The sequence below is a fragment of the Tautonia sp. JC769 genome (genome assembly GCF_040717455.1).
Lineage (GTDB): Bacteria > Planctomycetota > Planctomycetia > Isosphaerales > Isosphaeraceae > Tautonia.
The window spans coordinates 143,459-158,819 of the sequence record NZ_JBFEFH010000002.1; the positions used below are offsets into that span (position 1 = coordinate 143,459).

Here is a 15,361-nt window from a genome sequence, read left to right on the forward strand (position 1 = left end):
CGCGGGGGGCAGGGAGGTCCGGCGGGTCGGCGAGGCGGGGGTCCAGTAAAACGCGATCAAGAAGGTACGGGAAGCGGAAGCGAATCCGACCGATCAGCCGGCCCGCTGCTGGCCGGGCTTGCGGAAGGGCATGCCGAAGGCCCGGAGCAGCTCGCGGGCCTGGTCGTCGTTGCGCGTCGTGGTGACGATGGTGATGTCCATGCCGAGCGTGTGGGAGATCTTGTCGGCCTCGATCTCGGGGAAGACCACCTGCTCGGTCAGGCCGAGGGTGTAGTTGCCGTTGCCGTCGAAGCTGTTCGGGTTCACGCCCCGGAAGTCGCGGATGCGGGGGAGCACGAGGTTGATCAGGCGGTCGAGGAACTCGTACATCCGCGGGCCACGCAGGGTGACCTTGCAGCCGATCTCGTTGCCTTCCCGGAGCCGGAAGCCGGCGATCGACTGCTTGGCCTTGGTGACGACCGGCTTCTGCCCGGCGATCCGGCCCATGGTGTCGACGGCGACGTCCAGGATGCCTTTATCCTGGGTCGCTCGGCCGACGCCCATGTTCAGCACGACCTTCTCGATCTTCGGGATCGCCATGACATTGGTGATGCCGAACTTCTCGGCCATCGCCTTGGCGATGGTGTTCTGGTATTCGTCAAACAGGCGAGCCATCGGGGGCGATCCTCTGACCGTCGGCGCGGGATCGGGGTCGGTCGGTTCCCGTATGCCGGCGGGGGGCGATGAGATGATGAGTCGAAACGAATGAAAACCGTCAATCGAGACCGACCGTCGATTCCCCGGCACGCCCTTCGGATCGGTCCAGCGGGCCGAGGGAGGAGGGGGACCGGGTCCGGTCAGGGGTCAGCGATCAGGACTGGGCCTTGGCCCGCGAGGGCTTCGGGGGGCCGAGGGTCCCGAGGCCGCCGGAGCATCGCTTGCAGAAGCGTTCCTTCTGGCCGTTGTCGAGGATCCGGTAGCCGATGCGGCTGGCGGCATTGCAGGAGGGGCAGTAGGGCAGGACGTTCGAGGCGTCGATCGGCATCTCCTTGGAGAGCCGGCCCCCCTGGGGGTTGCGCTGGCTGGGCTTGACGTGCTTGTAGACGAGGTTGACCCCTTCGACGATGATCTTCCCCTTCTCGGGGAGGACGCGGAGCACCTTGGCGCGGGTGCCCTTGTCGTCGCCGGTCATGACCACGACTTCGTCATCTCTGCGGACCTTCATGACTCGCTTCTCCGGCCCGTCTGGGCCGCGTCTCGGAACTGATCAATGACCGGGAGGGTGGTGGTCAATCGGGAATACACATCGAGGCGAGGGCCGGACGACCCGGGCCGACCGGGCGACCCGAGAGGGACGGGTCAGACGACCTCGGAGGCCAGGCTGACGATCTTCATGAACTGCTTGTCGCGCAGCTCTCGGGCGATGGCGCCGAAGATCCGGGTGCCGCGGGGCTCGTTGTCCTTGTTGATCAGGACGCAGGCGTTGCGGTCGAACCGGACGTAGGAGCCGTCGGGCCGCCGGGTCTTGAATCGGGTGCGGACGACGACGCAGCGGACGACGTCGCCGGCCTTGACGTCGCCGCCGGGGGTCGCCTTCTTGACGCTGCCGATGAAGACATCGGCCAGGCCGGCGGTGCGTCGTTTGTAGCGCGACGCGGAGCCGCCGAGCACCTTGAAGCACATGACTTCCTTGGCACCGGAGTTGTCGGCCACGTCGAGCCGGGTTTGCATCTGGATCATCGGTCGAGAACCCCAGTCACGGTCGCGGCCGCGGTCCCCAGCGAACGCCGGCGGCCCACGAGTCTCCGAACGATCGGGTCAGCGGGAACGGTCACGCAAGTAAGCACACGAGGAAACGGAAACGATGCGGGGGCCGGACGGGCCTGGGGAGGCCCATCGGCCCGCATCGGGGGGATTGATCGGCGGCCGGGGCCTCGGGTCAGGCGTCGGCCTGTCCCGGGGCCGATTCGGCCTCGGCGTTGGCCTGGGCGTCGAGCACGGCCTTGCGGGCGTCGGCCTCTTCGTGGGCGGGCGCCTTGCGGACGATCCGGAGCAGGCGCCAGCGCTTGGACTTCGAGAGCGGCCGGGTCTCGATGATCTCGACGAGGTCGCCCACGCGGGTCTCGTTCTGCTCGTCGTGGACGTAGCAGACGGTCCGGTGCTTCTGGTACTTGCCGTACTTCGGATGCGGGACGAGGCGAGAGACCTCGACGCGTCGGGTCTTGTCCATCTTGTCGGAGGTGACCGTCCCGATCTCGACCTTGCGCCGACCGCGGGGCCGCGGGGTCTGGGTCGGGGGAGTCGTCGTCGGATCGCTCATCGGCTGATTGTCATTTCCAAAAAAGAGGAGACGAAGTCGGGTGCACTGGCAGACGGAGGAGAAAACGGGGGGTCCGCTCAGGAGGACGAGGCCTGGGTCTCGGCCTTCAGCTCTCGGAGCCGGAGGATGGTCTTGATCCGAGCGATGTCTCGCCGGGCCTTGAGCAGTTCGCTCGGGGCCTCGAGCCGTTCGGTCGAGCTCTGGACGCGGAGCCGGAAGATCTGCTCCTGCGTCTCCTTGAGCATCAGGGTCAACTGCTCGTCGTCTTTGTCGTGCAGGTCGGCGGCTTTGGTCTTGGGCATGGTTCGCGGGTCCTGTGGGCGTTGGCTCAGAGCGTCGGCCGGCGGGAGACGAACCGGCAGGTCACGGGCAGCTTGTAGGCCACTCGGGCGAAGGCGGCCCGGGCCCGGGATTCGGAGATGCCGGCGACCTCGAACAGGACGGTGCCGGGCTTGACGATCGCGGCCCAGAAATCGACTTCGCCCTTGCCTTTACCCATGCGGGTCTCGGCCGGGATCGAGGTGATGCTCTTGTGCGGGAAGACCCGGATGTAGAGCTTGCCGCCGCTGCCCCGGACGGCCCGGGAGAGGACCATCCGGCTGGCTTCGAGCACCTCGGCGCTGACGCGGCCGGGCTCGAGGGTTTGCAGGCCGTACTCGCCGAAGGCAACGTAGTTGCCCCGGGTCGCATTACCTTTTACGCGACCTTTTTGGCTTTTTCGATACTTGACCCGCTTGGGCATCATGGCCATCGGTGCCAGCCTCCATCTTCAGATAGTCGCCCTGGTGGACCCATACCTTGACGCCGATGTGCCCCTGGGGCGTGCGGGCTTCGGCGAATCCGTAATCGACTTTGGCCCGCAAGGTCGACAGCGGGATCGAGCCGGCGGCGGCCTTCTCGGTCCGGGACATCTCGGCCCCGCCGAGGCGGCCCGAGAGGCGGATCTTGACCCCCTTGGCGCCGGCGTCCATCGTGTTGTCCAGCGTCCGCTTCATGGTGCGGCGGAAGCTGGCCCGCTTGCCCAGCTGCTCGGCGATGTCCTCGGCGACGAGCTGGGCGTCGATCTCGGGGCGGTTGACCTCGACGATCTTGATCTCAATGCGGCGGCCGGTGAGGTTCTGCAGCTCCTCCTGGAGCTTCTCGACCTCGGCCCCCTTGCGGCCGATGATCACGCCCGGGCGGGCGGTGTGCAGCAAGACGACGACGGCGTCTCGGGTGCGCTCGATCTCGATCTTGGGGATGCCGGCGTAGCTGTACTTCTTCTTGATGTATTTCCGGACCTTGAAATCCTCGACGAGGAGGTCCTTGAACTCGGCCTTGCCGGCGTACCAGCGACTGCGCCAGTCTTCCATGACGCCGATGCGGAAGCCGGTCGGATGAATCTTCTGTCCCATGGGAAAGGTCCGGTCCTACGAAAAGGATGGCCAAAGGGGATGGGGTCCGGGGTCACTCGGCGGCGTCTTCGGCGGGCTGGCGGGCGGCCTCGGGCCCGGCGAGGGCGGTCTCGAGGTCGGCCAGGCCGATGGTGATGTGGCAGCTCCGGCGGCGGATCAAGTGGGCCATGCCCCGGGCCCGGGGCATGAGTCGCTTGAACATCGCGGCGCCGTCGCCCCGGGCGTCGGCGACGATCAGGTCGCCGGGGTTGCGGACCCCCTGGTCCTCGGCGTTGGCCATGGCGCTCTTGAGCACCTTCTCGGTGTACCGGGCCCCTCGGTGGGGGAGGTACTTGAGGATCTGCAGCGCCTCGTCGGCGTACTTGCCCCGGATCAGGTCGAGGATCTTGCGGATCTTCAGGACCGACATCCGGGCGAACCGGTGGGAGGCCTTGTAGGGGTAGGGGCTCTGGGTCTTCATCGTCGATCGATTCCCGTAGGGCCGGGGGGCCGGCCATCAGCTGTTGTGAGTGGCGGCCGGTTGAACCGGCCCTACGCTACGCTCCGTGCCGCGAGGCGGTCGCTCGCGATCTCACGTGTTGGGAGAACTTAACGCTTGCCCTTCGACTTGCCGCCGTGGCCCCGGAAGGTGCGGGTCGGGGAGAACTCGCCGAGCTTGTGCCCGACCATGTCCTCGGTGATGTAAACCTTGGTGAAGACCTTGCCGTTGTGCACCTCGAAGTTCTTGCCGATGAACTCGGGCACGATGGTGCAGGCACGCGACCAGGTCCGGATCGGTGCCCGGGCGCCGCTGGTTTCGGCCTTTTCGACCTTCTCCAGCAGCCGCTCGTCGACGTAGGGGCCTTTTTTGAGCGAACGTCCCATGACCTTTTTCTCTCGTCAGTAAGCAGGAGGCGGTAGGCAGCAGGCAGGAAAGAAACCGGAACAAGACAGGAGGCCGCAGTCCGGTCCCGGGCTGCCGAGCGCCTCCTGCCGACTGCCAATCAGATCTTCAACTGACCGTATCGGACACTCTTGCGGCGGCGGATGATGGCCGAGTTCGACGGCTTGCGGCGCTTGCGGGTCTTGCCGCCCTTGGCCGGCAGGCCGGTCGGCGAGCACGGGTGGCGGCCGCCGGAGGTGCGCCCCTCGCCGCCGCCCATCGGGTGGTCGATCGGGTTCATGGCCGTGCCCCGGACGTGGGGCCGGCGGCCGAGCCATCGCTTGCGGCCGGCCTTGCCCAGGGTGATGTTCATGTGATCGGAGTTGCCGACCGGGCCGATCGTCGCCCGGCACATGACCGGCACGCGGCGGACCTCGCCGGAGGGGAGGGTCAGCTGGGCCCAGGTCGATTCCCGGGCGGTCAGGGTGGCGCTGGTGCCGGCCGACCGGCACATCTTGGCGCCGCCGCCGGGCTGCATCTCGATGTTGTGGATGACCATGCCGGTCGGGATCTTGGCCAAGGGGAGGCAGTTGCCGACCTTCGGCTCGGCGTCCGGGCCGGTGACGACGGTCATGCCGGCGGTCAGCCCCTCGGGGGCGATGATGTAACGCTTCGTGCCGTCCTCGAACTGGATCAGGGCGATCCGGGCCGAGCGGTTCGGGTCGTACTCGATGTGAGTGACCTGGGCCGGCTGGCCGTCGCGATCGTTCCGCTTCCAGTCGATGATCCGATAGAGACGCTTGTGGCCGCCGCCGCGGTGCCGGACGGTGATCTTGCCCTGGTTGTTCCGGCCGCCGGTCTTCGGCAGCGGTTCGGTCAGGCGCTTCTCGGGCTTCTTCTTCTTGTCGGTCAGCTCGGAGAAGTCGCTGACCGAGGCGTTGCGGCGCCCGGGGCTGGTCGGCTTGTAGACGCGGATGCCCATGACAATCTCGTTTCTTTCCCTTCAGGCCGCCGGCGGCGGGGAAACCGATTCCGTTGTGCTCGTTGCGTGTGCGGGGGGTTGGGCGATGGCCCGAGGGCCGAAGGCGGATCGCAGGCCAAGGATCAGAAGAAATCGATCCGATAATCGTCCTTGAGCGTGACGACAGCCTTCTTCCAGCTCTTGGTGCGGCCGAGCTTCAGGCGATAGCGCCGGGTGACCGACTTGCGGTTCTGGGTCCGGACGTTCTCGACCTGGACGTTGAAGAGGGTCTCGACGGCCTGCTTGATCTCGGTCTTGGTGGCCATCTGGTGCACTTCGAACGCGTAGGCGTTGTGACGCTCGGCGACCTGGGTGGCCTTCTCGGTGATCAAGGGCCGCAGGATGACCTGATAGGGCTCCAGCTTCGGGCCGGGCCGCTCGTACTGGGGGGGGCGGCGGAGGGTGACCATTGTCCTGCGAGACCTCGGGGCGTTCGGCGATTCAGTTCACGATTTGGTTCAAAAAGCGACCGGGCGAAACGCGTCAGCCGGCCGCGGAGGCGGTGACGAGCTCCGATTCGGGGCGGCGACGGATCTTCTCCTTGGCCCGCTCCTTGAGGGAGGCCAGCGCCTCGGGCGTCAGCACCAGGTAGCGCTGGCGGAGGACGTCGTAGGTGTTGAACTCGGCCACCGGGGCGACCTTGACGCCGGGGAGGTTCCGGGCCCCCCGGTAGAGCAAGGGGTCGTACTCGGCGGTGCCGATGAGGATCTTGCGGCCGTCGAGGGTCCGGCGAAGGGCGTCGCGCTTCGACTCGCCGTCGACCGGCTGGGCCTCGGCGGGCAGGTCGGGGCGCCGGATCGACCGGAGGATGCGGGCGACGTCCTTGGTCTTCGGGGTCTGACCGAGGTCGAGGCCCGAGAGGACGAGCACCTGGCCGTCCTGGAACTTCGAGAGCACGGCCATGCGGATGGCCAGGCGGACGGCCTTCTTGGGCAGGCGGTACGAGTAGTCTCGGTTCCGCCGGGCAAAAGCGGAGCCGCCGCCGACCCGCTTGTTGGTCCGCTTGGCACCCATCCGGGCGTTGCCGGTGCCCTTCTGGCGGTACATCTTCTTGGTCGAGCCGGCGACGTCGGAGCGGCCCCGGGTGTTGACGGTGCCGACCCGGCGGTTGGCCAGGTGCATCAGGACGACGTCGTGCAAGAGTTGCTTGTTGATCTTGCCACCGAAGTCGGCCGGATCGATGGACTCTTCGCCCACCTGCTCGCCGGACGTGTTGTAGATGGGGACGGTCAGCATCGTCATTGATCCAATGCAAGGCGGTCCGGTTCGCCGGCCTGACCCGCCCATCGACTCGACCGGGGAACAGCGGCCCGGCGGCCGGCGGGGCGAGTCGAATCCGAGCGGGAAGGCCCCGGGCCTCGAAGTTCGATCCGAAAACGAAACGAAGAAGTCAAACCAATCGAAAAAGAAACGCGTGACCGGGACCGTGGGGCCTGTGTCCGAGGTTCCGAAGCGAACAGCAGCCCATCGAATCCCAGGGTCGGAGGCTTGTGCAGACTGCGAAGGCCCGGCGAGCCAGGCGCCGAGCTGAAACGGAAGGCAGGATAGGATCGAGTCGGCCGGTTTCAGGCGGTTCCCGTGAAAGGAGGTGAGCTGGTACTGAGCCACGCTCCTTGGGTCGCGACACCGCGTTCGGTGCGATTAGCCGACGAAAACGTCGGACGGCCGCCTGTCCGAGCGATCGATCACACGGCGTTCGTCTGGCGAACGACCACAAAGGCACCGTTGTAGCCGGGGACGGCGCCCCGGACCAGCAAGAGGTTGTTCTCGGAGTCGACTCGCACGACCTTCAGGTTCCGCACGGTGACGCGGGCGTTCCCGAACTGGCCGGGCTTCTTGACCCCCTTGAAGACGCGGGAGGGGTCGGCCGAGGCACCGGAGGAGCCGGGGTGCCGGTGCATCCGCTGCACGCCGTGCGTGGCGCGGAGCCCGCGGAAGCCGTGCCGCTTCATGACGCCCGAGTAGCCGCGCCCCTTGCTCGTGCCGATCACGTCGACGCTGGGAATCTCGGCGAACAGGTCGACGTTCAGGGTGGTCCCCTCGGTGACGTCGACCGCGTCCTCCTGCCGAATCTCGCGGATGAACCGCTTCGGCTCGGCGTCGACCTTGCGGGCATGGCCCCGCTCGGCCTGCGAGGCGTTCTTGCGCTTCTTGTCGGCAAAACCAAGCTGAAGGGCGTGGTAGCCGTCGCGTTCGGCGGTGCGCACTTGCAACACGGTGCAAGGGCCGCACTCGATGACGGTCACGGGCACAACCGTGCCGTCGTCTTCAAAGATCTGGGTCATCCCGACCTTGCGACCCAGCAACCCGACATTCATCTCTGGTCTTGCTCCGTCTCGAATTCAGTGGATCAAACGAGCCCACTCGCGGCACCGACGGGCCCCCCTCGGCCCGCGGCCCGGTCAACACGCGAACGGGCACGAGCTGCCTTTCGGGCGACCCGTGCCCCCGTGGTGCCGGCGGCCTCGACCCATCGGCACTGAGGAGGGGGCCGGAGAGGCCCACCCTCGTCGCCTGGCGAGACGTCGCCGCGAATGCGACCCGGCTCAGGACCCGGAGGGCCCGGCCTTGATCTTGATATCAACGCCCGCCGGCAAGCTGAGCTTGTTCAGGGCGTCGATCGTCTTGTTGGTGGGTTGCACGATGTCGATCAGCCGCTTGTGCGTGCGAATCTCGAACTGCTCTCGCGACTTCTTGTCGATGTGCGGACTGCGCAACACGGTGTATCGTTCGATACGCGTCGGCAGCGGGATCGGTCCGTGGACGATCGCCTCGGTCCGCTTGGCGGTTTCGACGATGTCCTTGGCCGATTGATCCAAGATGGTGTGATCGTACGCTTCCATCCGGATCCGGATACGTTCGTTGCTCATGCCCGCCACGGGTCGTTATCCTTCACGCGCTACGAATCGCCGACGCTCGCTCGTCCGGCTGATCGGATCTGTTTGTGCAACTCAACCACGGGGAAAGTCAGATGGTATCGTCCTCAAGACCGCCCGTCAATCAGGTTGCGCCGAATTTTACGGATCGGCGTCGGATTTCCGCGATCCTGCGGGCCGGATCGCCTGTCTGATCGGGGATCGGCGGTGCGTGAGACCCGCCCCGGGGCCCCCGGCGATGGGACCCGGCCGATCACTCGCCGCCTCGGATCCGCGTGAAGGCGCGTTTGCCGTGGATCGGCTGGTAGATGGCGTCGAAATCCATGGCGTAGTTGAAGTCGTCGATCTCCAACTGGCGCTGCCCCTTGATGTCGATGTTGTGGATCACGAGCAGTTCCTCGTTGAAGCGCGACGCCTGGATCAGCTTCAACCCCGAAGGCGCCCAGAGCCCCGAGCCTCCCCAGAACTTCGCATTGCTGACGCCGTGGACCCCGACGGCGTTGCAGGCAATCATCCAGATCTGGTGGATGCCGGCCTTGGCGGCGAGCACCATGTCCCAGAGGTCGCCGTAGTAGGTATCGGTGCCGACGTTCATCAAGGGGTAGTCGCGCCGGGCGTAGGAGCGCCAGGAGGCGATCTCGATGATCGCGTCGACCTGATCGAGGACGGCGTATTCCTGGGTCAGTTGCGAGAACATGATGTCGTAGCAGGTGGTGAAGCCGAACAGGCCCCATTGCGTCTGCAGGTCGAGCCGGTCCTGCTCGCCCGTCTTCGTGTAGCGACGCTCGATCGGCGGCAGGAAGATCTTGTCGTAGCGGTTGTTGCCGCCGAACCAGTCGCTCGCGCGGTCGATCACGAAGGTCGAATTGAGCAGGCCGCCCCTCGACCCCTGGCGGAAGCCGTTGAGGATCACCGCCATGAAGGTCTCGTCGAACAACGGGCGGATCACCTGTTCGACCCAGTCAACGTGGTTTTCCATGCGTGACTGTTCGATGTACGGCCGGCACGACCGCTCGTCGTCCCAGACGTAGCCGGAGAGCGAGAATTCGGGGAAGATGGCGACGTTGACCCCCCGCTCCTTGAAGATGGCGCAGGCCCGGGCGATCTTGTCCTTGTTCTGCTCGATGCCCGGCACGACGGCGGCGATGTTCGCCAGGCCGATCGAGAGGAAGTGGTCGTACTCCGAGAATTTCCGCTCGATGACGAGAAATTCCTCGATCCGTTCCGAGGGCTGGATCAGGGTCGGGCCGCCGGCGGGCAGTTCGGAAGGCTCCATGACGTGTCTCTCGGGACGACGGGGTCACCTTGGGAATCGGCGTGGGACGGTGATGCGACTCGCTTCGGGACGATCATCGGCAGGAGGCGGCGGGGAGCCATTCGGAATTGCCCGAACGCTCCTCGCATGGAATCGCGCTCTGACTCTCGCTCGCGGCCTGGTTGGGGATTGAGACGTTGTAGCGGCCCATCGGATCCGGCTCAAACGCCGGCTGGGACAAACCCGACTGGCACTCCCCCGGGCCGGTCGGGCGATGGCATGCGCGGCCGGGTCGACGCGTCACCCGCCTCGCCCGAACGATTGACGACCGGGCAGGGGTCCCCGATCATACAGGCATCTGACGAACCCGTCCTTGCGGAGCCCCGCCGATGAGCCTGGCGACCGAGTCCCCTCCCGTCCTGAGCCTCGCCCTGGCCGGCACCCGAATGACCCCCGAGGAATTCGATGCCGTCGAGGAGTGGGACGAGGACTACAAATACGAACTGATTCACGGGATTCTCGTCGTGACACCCGTCCCCCTGCCGCAAGAGACCGGCCCCAACGAGTTGCTGGGGCACTGGTTGCTGAACTATCGGGAACAGCATCCCCAGGGCGGGACGCTCGACTACTCCTTGATGGAGCAATACGTCCGGACGCTCGACAGCCGGAGGCGGGCCGACCGGCTCATCTGGGCCGGCCTGGGGAGGCTGCCGAAGGTCAAGGCAGACGTGCCGACGATCGTCGTCGAGTTCGTCTCGGCCGGGAAGCGGAACCGGCAGCGGGATTACGTCGAGAAGCGAGGCGAATACCTGGCGCTCGGCGTCCGGGAATACTGGATCGTCGATCGGTTCCGGAGGACCCTGACCGTCTGCCGGTCGGGCCAGGAGGATCAGATCGTCCCCGAGTCGGGCACGTACCGGACGCCGTTACTCCCGGGGTTCGACCTGGTGCTTGCCCCCTTGCTCGCCGCGGCCGACCTGTGGGACGGCCAGGAGTGACCGGGAGGCCGATCGCTCAATCGTCGCCAAGGTCGTCGGGGATGCCGTCGAGGGTCCGGAAGCCTTCGATGCGGTGGAAGGTCATGACATTGGCGTCGTGCGCATTGTGGGCACCGCCAAGCCCGTCGTCGAAGGCGGTCCGGGAGACGACAATCAGGTCGTCCCCCTCGAACAGCCAGTCAACATACTGAAAGGCGTGCTTCGTCACGTCAGGGTGATGGAGGACGACGGCGCGGACCTGCCAGTCGCGGAGGTCGGTCGAGGCGATCAATGCCAGCGTGTTGCGGGTCCGGCCGGGCTGGCCGAGGTCATACCGGGGAGGAACCCAGTTCGTGAGGGACCAGTACGCCCGCGTCTCCGGGTCGAAGCGGATCGTGAACTTCTTGGCGCCGCCGGGGAAGCGGATGAAGTCGGTTTCGGGGTCGAACGAGGCGGTCTTGCCGTCCTCGCCGATCCGGACGACGGCGGCAAAGCCGGGGTCGGGCTTCGAGTCGACGCGGAGGATGTCCACCATCTCCCCCTCGGGGGTCGCCACCGCGTTGCCTTCGAGCCAGCCGCCGAAGGCGACCGGGGCGAGCCACGCGAGATCCGAGCCGAGCCGGTTGCTCGAAGTCCAGCTCTCGGCGTCGAGGAGGTCGGCGTCGACCGGGGCCGACATCATGAAGGCGCGGAAGTGGACGCCCCAGCCGCCGGGGCCTTCGGCGTCTTCCATCGCCCGCCAGAGGCGGCCGTCGTGCTCGACGACGGGCACCGGGGCGCAGTGGTACTTCTTGCCGGGCAAAAGAAGGCCGGAGGAGGAATCGACCGGCTCGGTCCAGGATCGGCCGCCGTCGGTCGAGCGCCGGATGACGCCTTCGCCGTACTCCCGGCTGGTCCCCATCAGGTAGAGGGCGTCGCGGTGGGTGAACAGGGTGGACCACCATTGCCCCTTGATCGTGGCGATCTGCTCCCACGATTCCCCCCGGTCCTTCGAGGCGAAGACGGTCGTCACGTCCTTTGAGCTTCCCGGCCCGAAGAAGTCGTGCGAGGCGACGTAGGTGCCGTCGGGCAGCACGGCGAGGCTCGGCGAGCCGATGTACTGCCGCGACGAGGCCGGGCTGTAATCGATCACCACGCCGGGGACCTTCGAGAGGTCGGGCTTCGGCTCGTCGCTCGGGGCCAGCAAGGCGAGCAGGGCAAGGGGGGCAAACAGGGTCATCGTTCGGGGACTCCGGAACGGGGGAGAGGGTTCAGGATTGCGCGGCCGGTCCGGGGCCCGGGTCGCCGTCGAAGAGCCGCGTCAAGGGGAGCCGGAAGCCGGGGATCATCGCGCCGCCGTCCAGCTCGTCGGAGGCGGAGAGGATGCGGACCTCCGTCGCCGACGCAAAGACGAACACCCGGCGCGTCTCCGGATAAATCACCCAGACGAGCGAGACGCCGGCCTCGAAGTATTCGAGGAGCTTGCGGTCGAGCGCCTCGGCCAGGTCGGAGGGGCTGACGACCTCGACCGCCAGGTCGGGGGCCATCTCCCAGGCGTTTCCGTCGGGGACTCGCTTGCCCACCGGCCACTTCGCCGCCGACACGAAGGCGATATCCGGCCGACGACGATTGCGGCTCTCCTTCCGGAGCCGGAAGAGCATCTCGACGAACACGCGGCCGAGGGCCCTCGGCGCGACGTGCAGCATCATCTCTTGGGCCAGCACGTTCGCCAGATCCTGTCCTCGGTTCCCCATCAGCGGGCACTCCACCACGACACCATCAATCACCTCGAACAGCATGTCGCTCGACGACGGCGGCACGAAGTCGTCGGCCGGGGCGTCGGACTCGACGACCGGGGCCGGCGTAGGGACCGAAGGCGAAGGCGTGCCGATCGCGTCGTCGGGGATCGTCGTCGGATCGGGGCGGGTCGCGGTGGCCATCGTCGATCGTCCTCCTCGAACGGGCGAGCGGGCGGGCAGGGGAGCGCGTGTCAAGGCGAGCGGGCGAGCGGGCGGCGATCAGTCCTCGTCGTCCATGCCGGAGAGCTTGCGGAGCATCGCCTCGGGGGCGGGGGCGTAGTCGAACGGTTCCATGCTGTAGCTGGCGCGGCCCTGGCTGAGGCTGCGGACGTCGGTCGAGTAGCCGAACATCTGTTCGAGCGGGGCGCGGGCCTCGACGACCCAGAGCTTGCCGCGCTGGTAGGTCTTGTCGATCAGGGCGCGGCGGCTGGAGAGGTCGCCGGTGACGTTGCCGAGGAAGTCCTCGGGGGTGACGACCTCGACCTTCATGATCGGTTCGAGCAGGACGGCCCCGGCCTTCTCGAGCGCCTTGCTCAGGGCGTCGGTCGCGGCGAAGCCGAAGGCAAGCTCGTTGCTGTCGACCTCGTGGGTGTCGCCGTCGGTCAGGGTGACCTTCAGGTCGACGAGCGGGTAGCCGGTGATGCCGCCCGACTTGGCGTCCTCGCGGATGGCGGCCTCGACGGCCCGGACGAACTCGGTGGGCACGTCGTTCGGCTTGGCCTTGTTGACGAACCGGACGACCGGCCCCCCCTTGGGCTGGGTCTCCGGCTCCAGGTCGATCGTGACCTTCGCATAGAGGCCCGAGCCGCCCGTCTGGCGGATGCACTGGCCGTGGATCCCCTTGACGGCGTGCTGGATCGTCTCGCGGTAGCTGACGCGGGGCTTGCCGATGCGGACCTTCAACTTCAGGTCGCGGAGCATCTTGTTCTTGATGATCTCCAGGTGCAATTCGCCCATGCCCGAGATCAGGGTCTCGCCCGTCTCCTCGTCGAACTTGTAGGTGAACGTCGGGTCCTCGCGGGCGAGGGCCACGAGCGCCTCGGCCAGCTTGTTCTTGTCGGCCGAGCTGACCGGCTCGATCGCCATGCTGATGACCGTCTCGGGGAACTCGATCCGCTCCAGCAAGATCGGGTGCTGCTGGTCGCAGAGCGTGTCCCCCGTGACCGACTCCTTCAGGCCGACCACGCCGACGATGTCGCCGGCCAGGGCCTGGTCGATCTGCTCGCGGTCGTCGGCGCGGATGTGGTAGAGCCTTGAGCAGTTCTCCTTTTTATTGCGGCCGGGGTTGAGCGGCCGGGTGTTCGACTTGAGGATGCCCGAGTAGACGCGGACGAACGACAGGTCGCCGTGCGCATCGTGCGTGATCTTGAAGACGAGGCCGGAGAAGGGGGCCTTCGGGTCGGGCGGACGCTCGAGCTCGTCGCCGCTCTTGGGGTGCTCCCCCTTGACCGCGGGGACTTCCAGGGGGCTCGGCAGGTACGAGACGACCGCGTCGAGCAGGCGCTGAACGCCGACGTACTTGAAGCTCGACCCGCAGAGGACCGGCTGGGCCTTGCCGGTCAGCGTGGCGCGGCGGAGGCCGGCGCGGATCATGTCGGGGGTCAGCGGCTCGCCTTCGAGCGCCATCATGTAGTGCTCGGCGAAGGTCTCGTCGAACTCGCTGAGCTGGTCGAGCATCGTCTCGCGCCAGTGGTCGAACGTGTCGCGCAGCTCGTCGGGGATCGCTTGCTCGGTGATCGTCGAGCCGAGGTCCTCGGTCTGGTAGTAGAGGGCCTTCTGCTCGATCAGGTCGATGAGCCCCTGGAACTGGTCGGGGTTCCCCTCGGGCCCGGAGCCGATCGGGATCATCACCGGGATCGGGTGCCCGGCCAGGCGCTCGCGGATCTCGTCGTAGACGCGCTCGAACTCGGCCCCGATCCGGTCCATCTTGTTGATGAAGCAGATGCGGGGGACGTGGTACTTGTCGGCCTGCCGCCAGACGGTCTCGCTCTGGGCCTCGACCCCCTCGACGGCCGAGAAGACGACCACGGCGCCGTCGAGCACGCGGAGCGAGCGCTCGACCTCGGCCGTGAAGTCGACGTGCCCGGGCGTGTCGATGATGTTGACCGTGATCGGATCGCCCTGCGCGTCCTTCCACTTGCAGGAGATGGCGGCGGCGACGATCGTGATGCCTCGCTCGCGTTCTTCCTGCAGGTAGTCGGTCGTCGTGCTCCCCTTGTCCACGTCCCCCATCCGGTGGATCTCGCCGGTGTAATAGAGGATGCGTTCGGTGGTGGTCGTCTTGCCGGCGTCGATGTGGGCGACGATGCCGATGTTGCGGATCGAGGCCAGGGGGCTTGGTTGTCCGTCGCTGTCCATGATGGGCCGTCCTTCGGGGCAAGGCGATGCGATGCAGAGCGATGCGAAGCGGGGCGAGGCAATGCGATGCGATGCCGTCGGCGGATGCGAAGGAGCAACGGCAGGCCAAACGGCGTGCTTGCACAGGCAACCGCTCTCAGGGAGAGGACTCCCAGGATAGCCGACCACGGCCCGTCCCGCCCAGGGGAGACACGCCCGCACCCTTCCCGGGCCGGTACAATCCGAGGAGTCACACCGTCACGCCCCCCGGCGTCCCCGTCGGGAGCGGGCGACACGAAGCAGCACCGCACCAACAGAACCCATTCTCAAATGAACGACCGCCCCCCACAAACGGCCGCGAGCCTCTGCCGGTCGTGCGCCTCGAAGCGAGACGTGGTGACGGGCAAGGGCTCGCGGTTCCTGCTCTGCGAGCGGTCGAGGACCGACCCGGGCTATCCGAAGTACCCGATGCAGCCGGTCGTCTCGTGCCCCGGCTACGTCCCCCTCGGCAATCCCCCCGCACGGGAGTGACGCCGAGGGTCGACGATCGTCCGGCCCGAAC

At 67.0% G+C, this 15,361-nt stretch carries 20 protein-coding genes; 2 read left to right on the forward strand and 18 right to left on the reverse strand.

Annotated features, from left to right (window positions below; all coding sequences use genetic code 11):
* Positions 1–93: 93 nt before the first annotated feature.
* The 15 genes from rplE to AB1L88_RS03110 form a co-directional block, all read right to left on the reverse strand.
* Entirely contained in the window at positions 94–654 is a 561-nt protein-coding gene (gene rplE / locus AB1L88_RS03040) for a 50S ribosomal protein L5 (RefSeq protein WP_367095151.1), read from the reverse strand.
* A 196-nt stretch (positions 655–850) separates the two neighbouring features.
* The gene (rplX, locus tag AB1L88_RS03045) at positions 851–1,204 is read right to left on the reverse strand and encodes a 50S ribosomal protein L24 (RefSeq protein ID WP_367095152.1); all 354 of its coding nucleotides are present in this window, start codon (positions 1,202–1,204) and stop codon (positions 851–853) included.
* Positions 1,205–1,338: 134 nt separating this feature from the next.
* A complete protein-coding gene (gene rplN, locus AB1L88_RS03050; protein ID WP_152052686.1) occupies positions 1,339–1,719 on the reverse strand; it encodes a 50S ribosomal protein L14 in 381 nt (126 codons plus the stop codon).
* A 199-nt stretch (positions 1,720–1,918) separates the two neighbouring features.
* Positions 1,919–2,299 (reverse strand): 30S ribosomal protein S17, encoded by a 381-nt coding sequence (gene rpsQ / locus AB1L88_RS03055; protein ID WP_367095153.1) that lies wholly within the window; start codon positions 2,297–2,299, stop codon positions 1,919–1,921.
* A 77-nt stretch (positions 2,300–2,376) separates the two neighbouring features.
* Positions 2,377–2,601, reverse strand: a complete 225-nt coding sequence (gene rpmC, locus AB1L88_RS03060) for a 50S ribosomal protein L29 (protein WP_367095154.1) — start codon at positions 2,599–2,601, stop codon at positions 2,377–2,379.
* Positions 2,602–2,627: 26 nt separating this feature from the next.
* Positions 2,628–3,050, reverse strand: coding sequence for a 50S ribosomal protein L16 (rplP, locus tag AB1L88_RS03065; protein WP_367095155.1), 423 nt, complete (start codon positions 3,048–3,050; stop codon positions 2,628–2,630).
* A complete protein-coding gene (gene rpsC / locus AB1L88_RS03070) occupies positions 2,989–3,693 on the reverse strand; it encodes a 30S ribosomal protein S3 (protein ID WP_367095156.1) in 705 nt (234 codons plus the stop codon). Before rpsC ends, rplP begins: the two co-directional genes overlap by 62 nt.
* A 52-nt stretch (positions 3,694–3,745) precedes the next feature.
* Positions 3,746–4,153 carry a 50S ribosomal protein L22 gene (gene rplV / locus AB1L88_RS03075; protein WP_367095157.1) on the reverse strand — a complete coding sequence of 136 codons (408 nt, stop codon included), beginning with the start codon at positions 4,151–4,153 and terminating at the stop codon, positions 3,746–3,748.
* A 128-nt stretch (positions 4,154–4,281) separates the two neighbouring features.
* Entirely contained in the window at positions 4,282–4,557 is a 276-nt protein-coding gene (rpsS, locus tag AB1L88_RS03080) for a 30S ribosomal protein S19 (RefSeq protein WP_152052680.1), read from the reverse strand.
* A gap of 119 nt (positions 4,558–4,676) precedes the next feature.
* Complete coding sequence (rplB, locus tag AB1L88_RS03085; protein WP_367095158.1) at positions 4,677–5,537, reverse strand: 50S ribosomal protein L2; 861 nt, start codon at positions 5,535–5,537, stop codon at positions 4,677–4,679.
* Positions 5,538–5,659: 122 nt separating this feature from the next.
* The gene (gene rplW / locus AB1L88_RS03090; protein ID WP_367095159.1) at positions 5,660–5,986 is read right to left on the reverse strand and encodes a 50S ribosomal protein L23; all 327 of its coding nucleotides are present in this window, start codon (positions 5,984–5,986) and stop codon (positions 5,660–5,662) included.
* A gap of 73 nt (positions 5,987–6,059) precedes the next feature.
* Positions 6,060–6,812 (reverse strand): 50S ribosomal protein L4, encoded by a 753-nt coding sequence (gene rplD, locus AB1L88_RS03095; RefSeq protein ID WP_367095160.1) that lies wholly within the window; start codon positions 6,810–6,812, stop codon positions 6,060–6,062.
* A 449-nt stretch (positions 6,813–7,261) separates the two neighbouring features.
* Positions 7,262–7,894 (reverse strand): 50S ribosomal protein L3, encoded by a 633-nt coding sequence (rplC, locus tag AB1L88_RS03100; protein ID WP_367095161.1) that lies wholly within the window; start codon positions 7,892–7,894, stop codon positions 7,262–7,264.
* A gap of 228 nt (positions 7,895–8,122) precedes the next feature.
* A complete protein-coding gene (gene rpsJ / locus AB1L88_RS03105; RefSeq protein ID WP_367095162.1) occupies positions 8,123–8,455 on the reverse strand; it encodes a 30S ribosomal protein S10 in 333 nt (110 codons plus the stop codon).
* A 250-nt stretch (positions 8,456–8,705) separates the two neighbouring features.
* The gene (locus AB1L88_RS03110; RefSeq protein WP_367095163.1) at positions 8,706–9,728 is read right to left on the reverse strand and encodes a carbon-nitrogen hydrolase family protein; all 1,023 of its coding nucleotides are present in this window, start codon (positions 9,726–9,728) and stop codon (positions 8,706–8,708) included.
* Positions 9,729–10,096: 368 nt separating this feature from the next.
* Between AB1L88_RS03110 and AB1L88_RS03115 the strand changes: the two genes are divergently transcribed.
* Entirely contained in the window at positions 10,097–10,705 is a 609-nt protein-coding gene (locus AB1L88_RS03115; protein ID WP_367095164.1) for a Uma2 family endonuclease, read from the forward strand.
* Between the two features lie 16 nt (positions 10,706–10,721).
* On the opposite strand, the gene AB1L88_RS03120 is transcribed toward AB1L88_RS03115, so the two are convergent.
* From AB1L88_RS03120 to fusA, 3 genes are all read right to left on the reverse strand, one after another.
* Positions 10,722–11,903: a sialidase family protein gene (locus AB1L88_RS03120; protein WP_367095165.1), complete on the reverse strand. Its 1,182-nt coding sequence runs from the start codon at positions 11,901–11,903 to the stop codon at positions 10,722–10,724.
* 31 nt (positions 11,904–11,934) lie between these two features.
* The gene (locus AB1L88_RS03125) at positions 11,935–12,603 is read right to left on the reverse strand and encodes a Uma2 family endonuclease (protein WP_367095166.1); all 669 of its coding nucleotides are present in this window, start codon (positions 12,601–12,603) and stop codon (positions 11,935–11,937) included.
* A gap of 78 nt (positions 12,604–12,681) precedes the next feature.
* On the reverse strand, positions 12,682–14,820 hold the full coding sequence (gene fusA / locus AB1L88_RS03130; protein ID WP_367095167.1) for an elongation factor G: 2,139 nt from the start codon (positions 14,818–14,820) through the stop codon (positions 12,682–12,684).
* A 309-nt stretch (positions 14,821–15,129) separates the two neighbouring features.
* On the opposite strand from fusA, the gene AB1L88_RS03135 reads away from it, so the two are divergent.
* Positions 15,130–15,330, forward strand: a complete 201-nt coding sequence (locus AB1L88_RS03135; RefSeq protein ID WP_367095168.1) for a hypothetical protein — start codon at positions 15,130–15,132, stop codon at positions 15,328–15,330.
* Positions 15,331–15,361: the final 31 nt, after the last annotated feature.

What these genes read in the sequence shown, in the direction of transcription:
- AB1L88_RS03120 (WP_367095165.1), bottom strand. Translation starts at nt 11,903, where the DNA reads ATGACCCTGTTTGCCCCCCTTGCCCTGCTCGCCTTGCTGGCCCCGAGC.
- rpsC (WP_367095156.1), bottom strand. Translation starts at nt 3,693, where the DNA reads ATGGGACAGAAGATTCATCCGACCGGCTTCCGCATCGGCGTCATGGAA.
- AB1L88_RS03135 (WP_367095168.1), top strand. Translation starts at nt 15,130, where the DNA reads ATGAACGACCGCCCCCCACAAACGGCCGCGAGCCTCTGCCGGTCGTGC.
- AB1L88_RS03110 (WP_367095163.1), bottom strand. Translation starts at nt 9,728, where the DNA reads ATGGAGCCTTCCGAACTGCCCGCCGGCGGCCCGACCCTGATCCAGCCC.
- rplW (WP_367095159.1), bottom strand. Translation starts at nt 5,986, where the DNA reads ATGGTCACCCTCCGCCGCCCCCCCCAGTACGAGCGGCCCGGCCCGAAG.
- rpsS (WP_152052680.1), bottom strand. Translation starts at nt 4,557, where the DNA reads ATGGGACGTTCGCTCAAAAAAGGCCCCTACGTCGACGAGCGGCTGCTG.
- rplE (WP_367095151.1), bottom strand. Translation starts at nt 654, where the DNA reads ATGGCTCGCCTGTTTGACGAATACCAGAACACCATCGCCAAGGCGATG.
- rplP (WP_367095155.1), bottom strand. Translation starts at nt 3,050, where the DNA reads ATGGCCATGATGCCCAAGCGGGTCAAGTATCGAAAAAGCCAAAAAGGT.
- rplB (WP_367095158.1), bottom strand. Translation starts at nt 5,537, where the DNA reads ATGGGCATCCGCGTCTACAAGCCGACCAGCCCCGGGCGCCGCAACGCC.
- rplX (WP_367095152.1), bottom strand. Translation starts at nt 1,204, where the DNA reads ATGAAGGTCCGCAGAGATGACGAAGTCGTGGTCATGACCGGCGACGAC.
- rplV (WP_367095157.1), bottom strand. Translation starts at nt 4,153, where the DNA reads ATGAAGACCCAGAGCCCCTACCCCTACAAGGCCTCCCACCGGTTCGCC.
- AB1L88_RS03125 (WP_367095166.1), bottom strand. Translation starts at nt 12,603, where the DNA reads ATGGCCACCGCGACCCGCCCCGATCCGACGACGATCCCCGACGACGCG.
- rplD (WP_367095160.1), bottom strand. Translation starts at nt 6,812, where the DNA reads ATGCTGACCGTCCCCATCTACAACACGTCCGGCGAGCAGGTGGGCGAA.
- rplN (WP_152052686.1), bottom strand. Translation starts at nt 1,719, where the DNA reads ATGATCCAGATGCAAACCCGGCTCGACGTGGCCGACAACTCCGGTGCC.
- rplC (WP_367095161.1), bottom strand. Translation starts at nt 7,894, where the DNA reads ATGAATGTCGGGTTGCTGGGTCGCAAGGTCGGGATGACCCAGATCTTT.
- rpmC (WP_367095154.1), bottom strand. Translation starts at nt 2,601, where the DNA reads ATGCCCAAGACCAAAGCCGCCGACCTGCACGACAAAGACGACGAGCAG.
- rpsQ (WP_367095153.1), bottom strand. Translation starts at nt 2,299, where the DNA reads ATGAGCGATCCGACGACGACTCCCCCGACCCAGACCCCGCGGCCCCGC.
- AB1L88_RS03115 (WP_367095164.1), top strand. Translation starts at nt 10,097, where the DNA reads ATGAGCCTGGCGACCGAGTCCCCTCCCGTCCTGAGCCTCGCCCTGGCC.
- fusA (WP_367095167.1), bottom strand. Translation starts at nt 14,820, where the DNA reads ATGGACAGCGACGGACAACCAAGCCCCCTGGCCTCGATCCGCAACATC.